The organism is Kluyvera cryocrescens NBRC 102467 (assembly GCF_001571285.1).
GTDB classification, from domain to species: domain Bacteria; phylum Pseudomonadota; class Gammaproteobacteria; order Enterobacterales; family Enterobacteriaceae; genus Kluyvera; species Kluyvera cryocrescens.
This window is the reverse complement of record NZ_BCTM01000061.1, coordinates 1-12,050: the sequence shown is the minus strand read 5'-3', so window position 1 is coordinate 12,050 and position 12,050 is coordinate 1. Positions and strand designations below refer to the sequence as shown.

Sequence of the window (12,050 nt, the reverse complement as noted above, 5' to 3'; positions counted from 1 at the left end):
AAAAAATCGTACGCTAAGCCGGTTGCAGCGGTCGTAGCGGCCTGAACTTGCCCGCGCCGATCTTGGCGCTGCTGCGCCACAGGTAATCGCCGGTCAGGTTGATGTGCTCCCAACCTAGCGGAGACAGGTACTGCAACAGGGTGCCATCGACGGTATGCCCGTTGCCACGCAGCGCGTTCGCCGCTCGCTCCAGATAGACCGTGTTCCACAGCACGATGGCCGCTGTCACCAAGTTGAGGCCGCTGGCCCGGTAGCGTTGCTGCTCGAAACTGCGGTCGCGGATTTCACCCAGGCGGTTGAAGAACACGGCGCGGGCCAGCGCGTTGCGGGCTTCGCCCTTGTTCAGCCCGGCATGCACGCGGCGGCGCAGCTCGACGCTTTGCAGCCAGTCCAGGATGAACAGCGTGCGCTCGATGCGCCCCAGCTCGCGCAGGGCCACGGCCAGGCCGTTCTGGCGTGGGTAGCTGCCGAGTTTCCGGAGCATCAGCGAAGCCGTCACCGTGCCCTGCTTGATCGAGGTGGCCAGCCGTAGGATTTCGTCCCAATGGGCGCGGACGTGCTTGATATTGAGCGTGCCGCCGATCATCGGTTTCAGCCCGTCATAGGTGGCGTCGCCCTTCGGGATGTAGAGCTTGGTGTCGCCCAAGTCGCGGATGCGCGGCGCGAAGCGGAAGCCCAGCAGGTGCATCAGACCAAAGACGTGATCGGTGAAGCCTGCCGTATCGGTGTAGTGCTCCTCGATGCGCAGATCGGATTCGTGGTACAGCAGGCCGTCGAGCACGTAGGTCGAGTCGCGCACGCCGACGTTCACGACCTTGGTGTGGAACGGCGCGTACTGGTCGGAGATGTGGGTGTAGAACGTCCGCCCAGGGCTGCTGCCGTATTTCGGGTTGATGTGGCCCGTGCTCTCGGCCTTGCTGCCGGTACGGAAGTTCTGGCCATCCGACGATGACGTGGTGCCGTCGCCCCAGTGCTCGGCGAAGGGATGCCGGAATTGTGCGTTGACCAGCTCGGCCAGCGCCGTCCCGTAGGTTTCGTCGCGGATGTGCCAGGCTTGCAGCCAGGCCAGCTTGGCATAGGTCGTGCCGGGGCACGACTCGGCCATCTTGGTCAGGCCCAGGTTGATCGCGTCGGCCAGGATCGTGGTCAGCAGCAGGTTCTTGTCCTTGGCCAGGTCGCCCGATTTCAGGTGCGCGAAGTGCCGGGTAAAGCCCGTCCACTCATCCACCTCCAGCAGCAGTTCGGTGATCTTGACGTGCGGCAGGATCATCGCCGTCTGGTCGATCAGCGCTTGCGCGGTGTCGGGCACCGCCGCATCGAGCGGCGTGATCTTCAGGCCGGATTCCGTGATGATGGCGTCTGGCAGCTCGTTGGCCTGCGCCATGCGGTTTGCGGTGGCGAGCTGCGTTTCCAGCAGCGTCAGCCGCTCGTGCAGGTACTGGTCACAGTCGGTGGTCACGGCCAGCGGCAATTCGCTGGTCTGCTTGAGGCTGGCGAACTTCGCGGGCGGCACCAGGTAGTCCTCGAAGTCCTTGAACTGCCGCGAACCCTGCACCCAGATGTCGCCCGAGCGCAGCGAGTTCTTGAGTTCCGACAGTGCGCACAGCTCGTAGTAACGCCGGTCGATACCGGCGTCGGTCATCACCAACTTCTGCCAGCGCGGCTTGATGAAGTTGGTCGGTGCATCGGCGGGCACCTTGCGGGCGTTGTCGCTGTTCATGCCGCGCAGCACCTCGATGGCATCGAGCACGTCCTTGGCGGCAGGCGCGGCCCGCAGCTTGAGCACGTCGAGAAATTCCGGCGCGTAGCGGCGCAGCGTGGCGTAGCTCTCGCCGATGCGGTGCAGGAAATCGAAGTCATCGGGCTGCGCGAGCGTCTGCGCCTCGGTGACGCTCTCGGCGAAAGCGTCCCAGGACATGACAGCCTCAATGGCGGCGAACGGATCGCCGCCATTCTGCTTGGCCTCGATCAGCGCCTGCCCGATGCGGCCGAACAGCCGCACCTTGGCATTGATCGCCTTGCCGGACGCCTGGAATTGCTGCTGATGCTTGTTCTTGGCGGCATTGAACAGCTTGCCCAGGATGCGGTCGTGCAGGTCGATGATTTCGTCGGTGACGGTGGCCATGCCCTCGATTGCCAGCGCCACGAGCGTGGCGTAGCGCCGCTGAGGCTCGAACTTGGCCAGGTCGGCGGGCGTCATCTGGCCACCCTCGCGGGCGATCTTGAGCAGCCGGTTCTGGTGAATAAGCCGATCGATGCCGGAAGGCAGGTCGAGCGCCTGCCAGGCTTTGAGGCGTTCGATGTGTTCGAGCATGTGCCGCGAGTTCGGCTTGGCCGGGGACTGGCGCAGCCAGGCCAGCCAAGTGGTCTTGCCGTTGTCGCGGCGTTTGAGCAGATCGTCGAGGCGGCGGCGATGTGCGTCCGACAGCGGTTCGGCCAAGGAGTCGTAGATGCGCCGGTTGGCGCGGGTGATCGCTTCGGCACAGACGCGCTCGACAACATCCAGCGTCGGCAAGATGATGTGTTGGTGTCGCAGAGCGTCGAGGACGCTGCTGGCCAACACGATGCCCTTGTCGGTCTGCAAGGCCAAGTCGGTCGTGGCATGGACAGCCTGCCGATAGTGCGCCAGGCCGAACGGCTCCATGCCCAGGTACGTCCGCAGTTCGAGCAGGTGTTCGCGCCGGGTTTCCTCCCGCTCGGCATACTGCGGCCAACACGTCGCGTCGAGTCGCAGTTGCCGTCCGATCCATTGCAGCAGAGGAACCGGCACGACGGCATCGGGCAGTAGGCCCTGACCGGGGAAGCGCAGTAAGCACAACTGCACCGCGACACCCAGGCGGTTGGCGTCGCCACGCCGCTGGCGGATCAGTGACAGGTCGGGCTCGCTGAACGTGTAGTGCCGGATGAGTTCGTCTTGGGTATCTGGCAACGCCAACAGACTGTCGCGCTCGGCGGCGGAGAGGATCGAACGGCGGGGCATGCGGTTTCCTTCTTGAAAACGTTGGTTTGTGACAAGCCCGCCAAGGCAGCCGGCGCGGCACGGGAAATCAAGGCATTGCGATTCTCAAAAATAGTTCTTGAAATTCTATTCTTGATTCCATACACTCTCAACGAGTTTCGATAAGAAAGGATGCCCATGCGACCGTCTGTTGTGCTTGACATGAAGCGAAACGCAGTGCGTGAAGTGGTAGGCCGTTTCCGCACCGCGAACCCACGCGTTTTCGGTTCGGTGCTGCATGGCACCGACCGCGATGGCAGCGACATCGATCTGCTGGTCGATGCGCTGCCTGGTGCAACACTGTTTGATCTGGGCGGCCTGCAAGACGAGTTGGAATCGCTGCTCGGCCTCCACGTCGATCTGCTGACCCCCGGCGACCTGCCGCCGAAATTCCGGGCCAAGGTGCTCGCGGAGGCGCAGCCGGTATGAGCGAGAACCATCGACTACCCGACTACCTCGACCACATCCAGCAGGCCGCAGCCGATGCCTGCGGCTTCGTGGAGGGCTTGGCCAAGGAGGACTTTCTTGAGGACAAGCGCACCCAGCAGGCCGTCATCATGAGCCTCATCATCATCGGCGAGGCCGTCACGAAGGTGATGGATCGCTATGCCGAGTTCGCCCAGGCGCACGGGCAAGTGCCGTGGCGCAATATGCGCGGCATGCGCAACCGCATCGCCCACGGCTACTTCGACATCAACCTCGATGTGGTGTGGGACACCGTGCAGGCAGCACTACCTGAGTTGCTCAAGCAACTGCCCGCCGTGCGTCAGGATGCTGACGACGAAGACTGCAACGACTATGGGATGGAACCATGACGGAATCATGAAAGCCATCAGCGAGCGGCTGGAGCAACGCGAGAAGCAGGGCCTCGTTATCGCTTGTATCGCCGACATCTTCTCCGCGTAGGCCCTTGGCTCTGGCGTGTAAAAGAGTTTCCGTATACGTATGAAATGGAGGTTGTCACTATGTCTATTGCAGCAAGAATATTTGCGATTTCGGAGTTTGCCCGCCCATCTGATGGCGAGCCTATTCGATCGGTGGTGCTTGAAACTGAAGAGTCCACAATCGTTGTTTGGCATGTTCGTCCAGGGCAAGAAATTGCCGCTCACGTTCATCCCCACGGTCAAGACACTTGGACTGTTCTTTCTGGTTCTGCCGGTTACTACCAAGGAAGCGGTGTGGTTACCAAGCTCCAGGCCGGAGAAATTGCCGTAGCGAAACCTGGGCAGGTTCACGGAGCCATGAACACCGACTCGAAGGAATCCTTCATTTTCGTTTCCGTCGTGGCTCCAGGCAATGCTGGCTTTGCCTTGGCTGAAAAATGATTGACCGGGCGCGAGACAAGCCATGTTGATCGGCTATGCGCGCGTCTCGACGCAGGATCAGAATCTTGAACTGCAACGCGAAGCCTTGACCAAGGCTGGATGCCAGAAGGTCTTTGAGGACAAGGTGAGCGGCACGCGGGCCGACCGTCCAGGCTTGGCCAAGACGCTCGAAATGCTGCGCGAGGGTGACACCCTGGTGGTTTGGAAGCTGGATCGCCTGGGGCGCAGCGTCAAACAATTGGTCGATCTGGTCGGCGAACTGCACAAGCAGGGCGCCCAGTTCAAGAGCCTGACTGACGCCATCGACACCGGAACGCCCTCTGGCCGGTTCTTCTTCCACGTCATGGCCAGCCTCGCCGAAATGGAACGAGAGCTGATCGTCGAGCGTACCCGCGCCGGATTGGATGTCGCTCGTCAGCTTGGCCGCAAGGGCGGTCGCAAGCCCAAGATGACCGGGAGCAAGATCGAGTCAGCCAAGAAGCTGCTGGCCAGCGGTGTGCCACCCAAGGACGTTGCCAAGAACCTCGGCGTGTCCGTTCCTACGCTGTATCGCTGGGTTCCAGCATCGACGCACGCTTAGCGTACGATTTTTTCCGTTTTCTGAAGCGACCCCTAAATGCTGGCATCAGTATCAGTGCTATTGCCCGGGAATTTAATACCACCCGCCAGACTATCCTTCGGGTAAAGGCTGGATTGCTGCAAGAGTGAGCGGCTGGGAAGATTATAAAAAAAAATCAAATGGTTATTATGAAATAAAACAGCCTGCTGGGTTCTTTTCCCCCTATTTTTTATAAAAGAGTAGACAAAAGAGGTTCGCGATATTAATCTACCAACTAGATGGTTGGTGCTGATTACACCAGCTATACCTTTTATCAAGAAATTACAGGAGCCATTATGTCTACTACCGTTAAACCTTCTGCAGACGCAGCTGCGATCCACAATACCCGTGAAGCAGTTCGCAGCCAGCCTGGCCTGGGTAACCTGACTTTCCAGATGAAAGCCCGTTCCAGCGGCGGATTAACCGTTCGCACAGAGACCGGCGCCACAATCCAGAACGGCGTTATCGATACCAGCCGTGTGGGGAAATTTTCTAATATCGGTGATGAACCCGCAGGTTTACTCGGCACCGATACCGGCATGAGCCCGACTGAATACATCATGCAGGCGCTGGCTGGCTGTTATACCGCCACCCTTACCATGATGGCTGCTGAAAAAGGGATCGACCTGGACGGTATCGAGCTGGATCTTAATTTCGATATCAACCTCAACGGCTTCCTTGGGCTGGACAGCAACGTGCGTAAAGGTGCGAAATCTATTCGCGTCGATGTTCACCTTACGAGCAAGACCGCCAGTCGCGAGGAGTTAGAAGCGCTGGTCAGCGAAATGCAAAAGAATTCGCCAATCCACGATACTCTGGCTAATCCGGTTGAAATGATTACACGCCTGGCGTGATGTCAGAGATGTAATGCTGCCATTCAGAATGCAGGATGGCAGTGACGTTCAGCTCTGCACGATACTGAGTCAGTGATACAACTTGCTACGGAAAAATAGCAACAATATAATCTATCAACTAGTAGATTATATGGAGTAATTATGACAACCATGACACGGGAACGGCTGCTCAGCGAAGCAGAACACCTGATGCGCGAAAAAGGGTATTCAGCATTCAGCTATGCTGATTTATCAAAAATAGTGGGTATCACCAAGGCCAGTATTCATCACCATTTCCCGACCAAAGATATTCTGGGTGAGCAGGTGGTAATACAGGCGTTCTCTGATACACAACGCGTATTTGAGCAGATAGAGGCGACTGAGAAAAGCGCGGAGAGAAGAATTGCGGCTTACATCGATATCTTCGCGCAAAGCCATAAAGCTTCGCTACTGCCACTGTGTTGTGCGTTGTCAGCAGAGACCGCCAATCTGCCTCAGGCAATTACTGTACAGACATCACTTTATTTCGATATGCAAATCGAGTGGCTCACAAAAGTCGTCAGGGCGGGCATGGAGTCAGGTGAGTTTTCATCCCATGCCGAACCATCAGATATTGCTTTGATGATCATTAATGTCTGTGAAGGCTCAAGCGTAGTGGCGCATGCAACGGCCAGACCCGAAGTCTTCGCCAACAGCCTTAAGTATATAAAACTGCTTCTTAATACCCCTCATTCAGGAGAATGACACTATGCTGGACTGGAACAACTATCGCTCAGAGTTAATGCAACGTTTAGGCGAGTTGGGCAAACTGACCCCCGAGACCATGAAAGGCGTGGTTGCCCTGGGCAACGCAGGTAACAAAACTGACCTTTTGGGCGCAAAAGTGCGTGAACTCATTGCCCTGGCGTGCGCAGTCACAACCCGCTGCGACGGCTGTATTGCTTTTCACGCCGACGCCGCTGTGAAAGCCGGTGCAACCGACGCTGAAATTGCTGAAGCGCTGGGCGTGGCGATTAACCTCAACGCTGGCGCGGCGGTCATTTATTCAGCCCGCACTCTGGATGCCGTCGGTCAGGCACGCGGTTAAGCATTAATAAATTCCACGTTAAAAGGGCATTACTGCCCTTTTTTTATGTCCGCAATAGCCTGAGCATATACCGATGCAGGTTTCACACCCGGTATGCGTTTAACTAATTGCCCTTCATGAAATATCAGCACAGACGGCAGCCCCCAGATCTCGTATTTGGTTGTCAGCACCGGCGCCTGATCTACATTGACTTTCCCCACCTGAATATCTCTATCGAGCCGGTCTGCAAACTGACTGAACATTTCTTCGCTGGCCTGACAGGGCGGACACCAGGGTGCAGAGAAACGTACCACCGATATTCCGTTGTACTGCTCTATCTGGCGGAAATTATCTTCGTTATAAGCTGTTAATGTACGCATGGTGATGACCTCGCAAAATGAGTGACAATTCAGAAATGGCTGCGTTATGACAAAAAAATACAACACAGCCATTGACCTACCTACTAGATGGTTGGTATATTGCCACCCATCAGATGTTTATGCAACTCCAGTGCGCGACGTCCAGTCGATGATACTGCCGGGCTGTGCAAATCCCTGCCGGGATACTCCTTTTTGTTTTTTGTGAGGTATACGATGAGTAAGCTTTTCACCCCCTACAATCTGTCTGGCCTGGCGTTAAAAAACCGTGTAGTCATGGCACCGATGACCCGCACCCGCACCATGAATGACGTGCCGGATGAGGTCGTGGCTTTGTACTATGCACAGCGTGCTTCTGCTGGCCTGCTCATCACCGAAGGGATGCCGGTTTCAGAAGAAGGCCGGGGTTACCTTTATACCCCTGGTATCTACAACGACGAACACGTCCAGGGCTGGCGTAAGGTGACACAAGCGGTTCACGCCAAAGGTGGCCGTATTTTCGCGCAGCTCTGGCACGTCGGCCGTATGTCTCACGTCTCTCTTCAGCCAGGCCACATAGCGCCGGTTTCAGCGGGCACCGTTCAGGCGGTCAATACCACCGTTTTTGCGCTGACCGAATCCGGAGAACCGGGCCCGGTTGTACCAAGCCAGCCACGCGCGCTGGAAACGCATGAAGTTAAACGCATCACTGCAGACTTCGTGCACTCCGCACGCCTGGCGATGGAAGCCGGCTTTGACGGCGTGGAAATCATGGCGGCAAACGGATTCATCTTTGACCAGTTCCTCAGTAGCGAACTGAACACCCGCACCGACGAATACGGCGGCTCGGTGGAAAATCGTCAGCGTTTCCTGCTGGAGACCATTGACGCCGTGGCGGAAGCCGTGGGTAACAGCCACGTTGCCGTGCGCCTGTCACCGTTCGGCCGCATTTATGACCTCGCGCCGTATGAAGGTGAAGAGCAAACCTGGTCAGCCATCACCGACGCGCTCGGTCAGCGGGAACTGGCCTACGTACACCTTTACTATCAGCCGGTGTACACCAAAGCGCCACTTCCGGAAGGCTTCCGCCGCCGTTTTCGCAACACGTTTAAAGGCACCATCATCGCTGCCGGCGGTTTTACCCGTGATATCGCAGAGCAGGCTCTGGAAGATGATGAGCTGGATCTGGTGGCATTTGGTGTGCCCTACATCGCTAACCCGGATCTGGTTGAAAGAATGCAAAACGGCTGGCCACTGGCAGAAAGTGACCGCGCCACCTACTACGGCGTCAGTGGTTCCCCGGAAAAAGGCTATACCGATTACCCGGTCTGGCAGGCGCAATAAATCCCATACGGTCGCGGTTCTCTGATAAGTGAGATCCGACCGCCCAACGTCTTTGAGGAATCATTATGCAAACGCTGAAACCCACCCTTACCATCGATATCTGGTCAGATTTGGTCTGCCCGTGGTGCTGGATTGCTAAAAAAAGATTTGAACAGGGTCTGAATCGCTTTGAATTTCGCGACCAGGTGGTGATCCGCCATCACAGCTACCGTCTGGCCGGTGGTACTCCCGCGATGCCTTTTAAGGATGCCATCGTTAAAAAGCTGGGCAGTCAGCATTCAGCGGAGCTGATGATGAATCAGGTGGGCACCGCCGGTAAATCTGAAGGTCTGATCTACAACTTCGACGGCATGATGTTTGGTGATACAGAAGATGCACACACCCTGCTGGTTGCCGCGCGTAAGGCCGGAATTGCGGACGCGGTGGAAGAACGTTTTTATCATGGCAGTATCACCGAAGGTCGCTCTCTCTTTGACCGTCAGCAGCTCGTTGCCATGGCCGTAGAAGCCGGTATGCCGAAAGCTGACGCTGAAGCCGCCCTGGAAAATGACGATTTTCGCGCCACCGTTTCCGACGATGAAGCCCACGCACAGTCTATTGGCCTCAGCGGCGTTCCGGTTTTTGTGATGAACGAAAAATATGCCATCAGCGGGGCTCAGGCAGCAGATAACTTTTTGAATGCCCTGCGTCAGGTCTGGGATGAACAGCAAACCGAATTTTCAGCCACTGCGGGTCAGACCTGCGGAACGGATGGCTGCAGTATTTAATCCGTCAACCGCCGGCAGTTTCACGCTGCCGGCAACGTCTTACCCACCAGTAATGGAGTCAGAAAATGAACACTTTTTTCAAAGGTAAAAAACTGCTCGTCGTCGGCGGTACCAGCGGCATGGGCCTGGCCGTGGCACGCATGGTACTGGAAGCGGGCGGCAGTGTCGTGCTGACCGGGAATAAAAAAGACAAAGCCGAAGCGGTGCAAAAAGAACTGAGCCCTCTGGGACCGGTTGCGGTCATCGCGGCGAACCTGATGACCGAAGAAGGTATGGAAACTATCCGTCAGGAAATTAATGCTCACCATCGCGATATCAGCCTGATGGTGAATGCCGCCGGTATCTTCATGCCCAAAGGATTTACCGAGCACAGCTTTGCCGATTATGACATGTATCTTTCGCTGAACCGAGCCACGTTCTTTATTACACAGGATGTCGTGAAGAACATGCTCGCCGCGAAGCTCGAAGGGTCTATCGTCAACGTCGGTTCGATTGGTGCTCAGGCTGCACTGGGTGACTCGCCGGCCTCGGCCTATTCAATGGCAAAAGCGGGTCTGCATGCCCTGACGCGTAATCTGGCGATTGAGCTGGCCAGCGCGGGTATTCGTGTCAACGCGGTGTCTCCCGGGATTGTTCATACGCCGATATACGAAGGCTTCATGGACAAAGCGGATATCGCAGATGCTATGAAGTCGCTGAACGATTTCCACCCGCTGGGACGCGTCGGAACTGCCGAAGATGTGGCAAACACTATTCTCTTCCTGTTGTCTGACAAAACCTCATGGGTGACGGGCGCTATCTGGGATGTCGATGCGGGCATCATGGCGGTCAGACGATAACCCCGTGACGCTGGCATAAGCCGCCCCTTAAGGGCGGCATTTTTTTGTCGCCAGACATGTCATCAGCAGGCTTCACTAAGAATATTCACGACCTGTTCATCCGTGCCTTTTGTGTTCCCGGCACAGGGTGTTATGCCGGGTTCTGACGACATCCTGACAGGACAAAACGGCCAGAGAGAAAGGAGTTATACACGATGAGGAGCCGGTAACGGAGAGTGATTCCCCTTTAAATAATCCGTGGATCACCATCGCAAACTGTACGGCACCAAAAAGTAACAGCGCACCTGCCCCGGTATCGAGATGGATATAGGCGACAGAGAAGAGCACTGCGTACACCATGAGGTAAAATTCGCTCAGCGGACGCCACAGCGATAATGTAGTTTTTGCGTGATAAAACAAGAAAGGTGACAGGACGAGTGCACCACTGGCCAGCCTGAGGCTGCTGAATGAAAGGGGATCAATGTGGCCTCCCTGCAGGGCCAGACGGCACAGAATAGAGTTTGCAGCAAACGCCAGCATTGCCAGGGATATTTTAAGAATGAGCGCGCAATTGGCCATTCAGTGAGACCTCATAAAATTCTTGTAAACTACCATCTAGTTGGTAGCATAGCGTAAGTGATCACCGAACAGGAAGCAATAATCAGCTTTCAAACTGGAAGGTGAGGACAGGCATTCGGAATGAATTCTGTTTCACATCCCCAGTAGAGGAAGGAAAACGCGTAATGCCAGATGCAGAGCAGAAGATTATTTTTCCCTGCGATCAAACATATGAAATCAGTTTAAGACCTGGAATATCCTATGAAAAAACTAAAATTTACGTTCAAAAATGCGGCTGGTGAAGAACTGGCCGGATTGCTTGAACTTCCTGAAAATCCTAAAGCGTTTGCGCTGTTAGCTCATTGTTTTACGTGTGGCAAAGACCTCAAAGGCGCGGCGCGTATTGCGCGGAAACTGACAGAGAATGCTATCGCCGTTCTCCGGTTTGATTTTACTGGTCTGGGAAACAGCGAAGGGGATTTTTCCAACACCAACTTCTCATCCAATATTTCGGACCTGCTTTGCGCGGTAGATTATCTCCGCCGACAGTACGAAGCGCCTTCTTTGCTCATCGGCCATAGCCTGGGGGGATCGGCCATTCTGTCTATTGCCGGCGAAGTTCCTGAGGCAAAGGCCGTTGTCACCATAGGATCACCCGGAGAACTGACACACGTAAAACGTCTTTTTAAGGATGATGTTGAAAACATTAACCAGCATGGAGCCTATCCCGTTGAGCTGGCCGGGCGGGTATTTACCTTAAAGAAACAGATGCTGGACAATATTCAGGAACACAAAATCGCTCATAAGGTGTTCGCCATGAACAAGCCTCTGCTTATTTTTCATGCGACTGAAGATGATACTGTGTTAATTGAGCAGGCCGAAAAAATATTCAAAGCAGCAAAGCATCCCAAGAGTTTCATTTCGTTGGGTAAGGCGGATCACCTTCTGACTCATGCTCAGGATGCTGAATACGTTGCCGATATCATTATATCGTGGAGCGAATGTTACCTATAAACAGAGTAAATGCGTTCAAACTCGTAGCGCAGAGGGCGATTTTCTGCAGAGATCGGACGCTGTTTATGCTGGACTGATTTTGCGATAAAGGCTTAGGCCGATGCATACAGGCGGGGCTGAATAAGGGTGAGGCCCTTGGGCGAGCATCCTTCATGCACCGGCTGAATGAAATCAGGGATCTGGGGGTGGGAGGATCAGCGTTACCACGCCACCGGCGCTGACACTACATACGGCGGCGATAACACTCTGGAATACGGTTTATATAGAAAGAACCATTGAGCCGCTTAAGCAAAAAGGAGTCCCTGTTAATGAACTGCTGGTCTCTCATCCTTCTCCACTGCTGTACAAAATATAGTCTTAGCGTGGGATAATT

The 12,050-nt window shown here is 55.6% G+C and carries 13 protein-coding genes and 3 pseudogenes; 13 read left to right on the top strand and 3 right to left on the bottom strand.

Features of this window, described 5'->3' with window-relative positions:
- Window positions 1–13: 13 nt before the first annotated feature.
- A complete protein-coding gene (locus KCR01S_RS23100; RefSeq protein WP_032673378.1) occupies window positions 14–2,980 on the bottom strand; it encodes a Tn3 family transposase in 2,967 nt (988 codons plus the stop codon).
- A gap of 180 nt (window positions 2,981–3,160) precedes the next feature.
- On the opposite strand from KCR01S_RS23100, the gene KCR01S_RS23095 reads away from it, so the two are divergent.
- From KCR01S_RS23095 to KCR01S_RS23065, 8 genes and pseudogenes are all read left to right on the top strand, one after another.
- Window positions 3,161–3,427 (top strand): nucleotidyltransferase family protein, encoded by a 267-nt coding sequence (locus tag KCR01S_RS23095; protein ID WP_017901439.1) that lies wholly within the window; start codon window positions 3,161–3,163, stop codon window positions 3,425–3,427.
- Window positions 3,424–3,813 (top strand): HepT-like ribonuclease domain-containing protein, encoded by a 390-nt coding sequence (locus tag KCR01S_RS23090; RefSeq protein ID WP_017901438.1) that lies wholly within the window; start codon window positions 3,424–3,426, stop codon window positions 3,811–3,813. Before KCR01S_RS23095 ends, KCR01S_RS23090 begins: the two co-directional genes overlap by 4 nt.
- A gap of 150 nt (window positions 3,814–3,963) precedes the next feature.
- Complete coding sequence (locus KCR01S_RS23085) at window positions 3,964–4,323, top strand: cupin domain-containing protein (protein ID WP_017901436.1); 360 nt, start codon at window positions 3,964–3,966, stop codon at window positions 4,321–4,323.
- A gap of 22 nt (window positions 4,324–4,345) precedes the next feature.
- A complete protein-coding gene (locus tag KCR01S_RS23080) occupies window positions 4,346–4,903 on the top strand; it encodes a recombinase family protein (protein WP_017901435.1) in 558 nt (185 codons plus the stop codon).
- Between the two features lie 32 nt (window positions 4,904–4,935).
- A pseudogene (locus KCR01S_RS24695) lies at window positions 4,936–5,031 on the top strand (helix-turn-helix domain-containing protein); the annotation flags it as partial.
- A 186-nt stretch (window positions 5,032–5,217) separates the two neighbouring features.
- Window positions 5,218–5,775 carry an OsmC family protein gene (locus KCR01S_RS23075; RefSeq protein WP_000108589.1) on the top strand — a complete coding sequence of 186 codons (558 nt, stop codon included), beginning with the start codon at window positions 5,218–5,220 and terminating at the stop codon, window positions 5,773–5,775.
- Window positions 5,776–5,916: 141 nt separating this feature from the next.
- A complete protein-coding gene (locus KCR01S_RS23070; protein WP_000210409.1) occupies window positions 5,917–6,498 on the top strand; it encodes a TetR/AcrR family transcriptional regulator in 582 nt (193 codons plus the stop codon).
- A gap of 4 nt (window positions 6,499–6,502) precedes the next feature.
- The gene (locus tag KCR01S_RS23065) at window positions 6,503–6,841 is read left to right on the top strand and encodes a carboxymuconolactone decarboxylase family protein (protein WP_000888080.1); all 339 of its coding nucleotides are present in this window, start codon (window positions 6,503–6,505) and stop codon (window positions 6,839–6,841) included.
- A gap of 29 nt (window positions 6,842–6,870) precedes the next feature.
- Here KCR01S_RS23065 and KCR01S_RS23060 read toward each other — a convergent pair whose 3' ends face one another.
- A complete protein-coding gene (locus KCR01S_RS23060; protein WP_021242987.1) occupies window positions 6,871–7,200 on the bottom strand; it encodes a thioredoxin family protein in 330 nt (109 codons plus the stop codon).
- Window positions 7,201–7,413: 213 nt separating this feature from the next.
- On the opposite strand from KCR01S_RS23060, the gene KCR01S_RS23055 reads away from it, so the two are divergent.
- The 3 genes from KCR01S_RS23055 to KCR01S_RS23045 all read left to right on the top strand — a co-directional run bounded on the left by KCR01S_RS23055 (window position 7,414) and on the right by KCR01S_RS23045 (window position 10,126).
- Window positions 7,414–8,520, top strand: a complete 1,107-nt coding sequence (locus KCR01S_RS23055; RefSeq protein WP_006687059.1) for an alkene reductase — start codon at window positions 7,414–7,416, stop codon at window positions 8,518–8,520.
- 65 nt (window positions 8,521–8,585) lie between these two features.
- Complete coding sequence (locus KCR01S_RS23050) at window positions 8,586–9,287, top strand: DsbA family oxidoreductase (protein WP_001194072.1); 702 nt, start codon at window positions 8,586–8,588, stop codon at window positions 9,285–9,287.
- Window positions 9,288–9,352: 65 nt separating this feature from the next.
- Window positions 9,353–10,126: an SDR family NAD(P)-dependent oxidoreductase gene (locus tag KCR01S_RS23045; protein ID WP_004729618.1), complete on the top strand. Its 774-nt coding sequence runs from the start codon at window positions 9,353–9,355 to the stop codon at window positions 10,124–10,126.
- Window positions 10,127–10,336: 210 nt separating this feature from the next.
- Here KCR01S_RS23045 and KCR01S_RS23040 read toward each other — a convergent pair.
- Window positions 10,337–10,684: pseudogene (locus tag KCR01S_RS23040) on the bottom strand (EamA family transporter); the annotation flags it as partial.
- 240 nt (window positions 10,685–10,924) lie between these two features.
- Here KCR01S_RS23040 and KCR01S_RS23035 point away from each other — a divergent pair.
- Both KCR01S_RS23035 and KCR01S_RS25250 read left to right on the top strand, forming a co-directional pair.
- On the top strand, window positions 10,925–11,677 hold the full coding sequence (locus tag KCR01S_RS23035) for an alpha/beta hydrolase family protein (RefSeq protein ID WP_004729622.1): 753 nt from the start codon (window positions 10,925–10,927) through the stop codon (window positions 11,675–11,677).
- 26 nt (window positions 11,678–11,703) lie between these two features.
- Window positions 11,704–12,017, top strand: a pseudogene (locus tag KCR01S_RS25250) (Tn3 family transposase); the annotation flags it as partial.
- Window positions 12,018–12,050: the final 33 nt, after the last annotated feature.

What these genes read in the sequence shown, in the direction of transcription:
- KCR01S_RS23100 (WP_032673378.1), bottom strand. Translation starts at nt 2,980, where the DNA reads ATGCCCCGCCGTTCGATCCTCTCCGCCGCCGAGCGCGACAGTCTGTTG.
- KCR01S_RS23095 (WP_017901439.1), top strand. Translation starts at nt 3,161, where the DNA reads ATGAAGCGAAACGCAGTGCGTGAAGTGGTAGGCCGTTTCCGCACCGCG.
- KCR01S_RS23090 (WP_017901438.1), top strand. Translation starts at nt 3,424, where the DNA reads ATGAGCGAGAACCATCGACTACCCGACTACCTCGACCACATCCAGCAG.
- KCR01S_RS23085 (WP_017901436.1), top strand. Translation starts at nt 3,964, where the DNA reads ATGTCTATTGCAGCAAGAATATTTGCGATTTCGGAGTTTGCCCGCCCA.
- KCR01S_RS23080 (WP_017901435.1), top strand. Translation starts at nt 4,346, where the DNA reads ATGTTGATCGGCTATGCGCGCGTCTCGACGCAGGATCAGAATCTTGAA.
- KCR01S_RS23075 (WP_000108589.1), top strand. Translation starts at nt 5,218, where the DNA reads ATGTCTACTACCGTTAAACCTTCTGCAGACGCAGCTGCGATCCACAAT.
- KCR01S_RS23070 (WP_000210409.1), top strand. Translation starts at nt 5,917, where the DNA reads ATGACAACCATGACACGGGAACGGCTGCTCAGCGAAGCAGAACACCTG.
- KCR01S_RS23065 (WP_000888080.1), top strand. Translation starts at nt 6,503, where the DNA reads ATGCTGGACTGGAACAACTATCGCTCAGAGTTAATGCAACGTTTAGGC.
- KCR01S_RS23060 (WP_021242987.1), bottom strand. Translation starts at nt 7,200, where the DNA reads ATGCGTACATTAACAGCTTATAACGAAGATAATTTCCGCCAGATAGAG.
- KCR01S_RS23055 (WP_006687059.1), top strand. Translation starts at nt 7,414, where the DNA reads ATGAGTAAGCTTTTCACCCCCTACAATCTGTCTGGCCTGGCGTTAAAA.
- KCR01S_RS23050 (WP_001194072.1), top strand. Translation starts at nt 8,586, where the DNA reads ATGCAAACGCTGAAACCCACCCTTACCATCGATATCTGGTCAGATTTG.
- KCR01S_RS23045 (WP_004729618.1), top strand. Translation starts at nt 9,353, where the DNA reads ATGAACACTTTTTTCAAAGGTAAAAAACTGCTCGTCGTCGGCGGTACC.
- KCR01S_RS23035 (WP_004729622.1), top strand. Translation starts at nt 10,925, where the DNA reads ATGAAAAAACTAAAATTTACGTTCAAAAATGCGGCTGGTGAAGAACTG.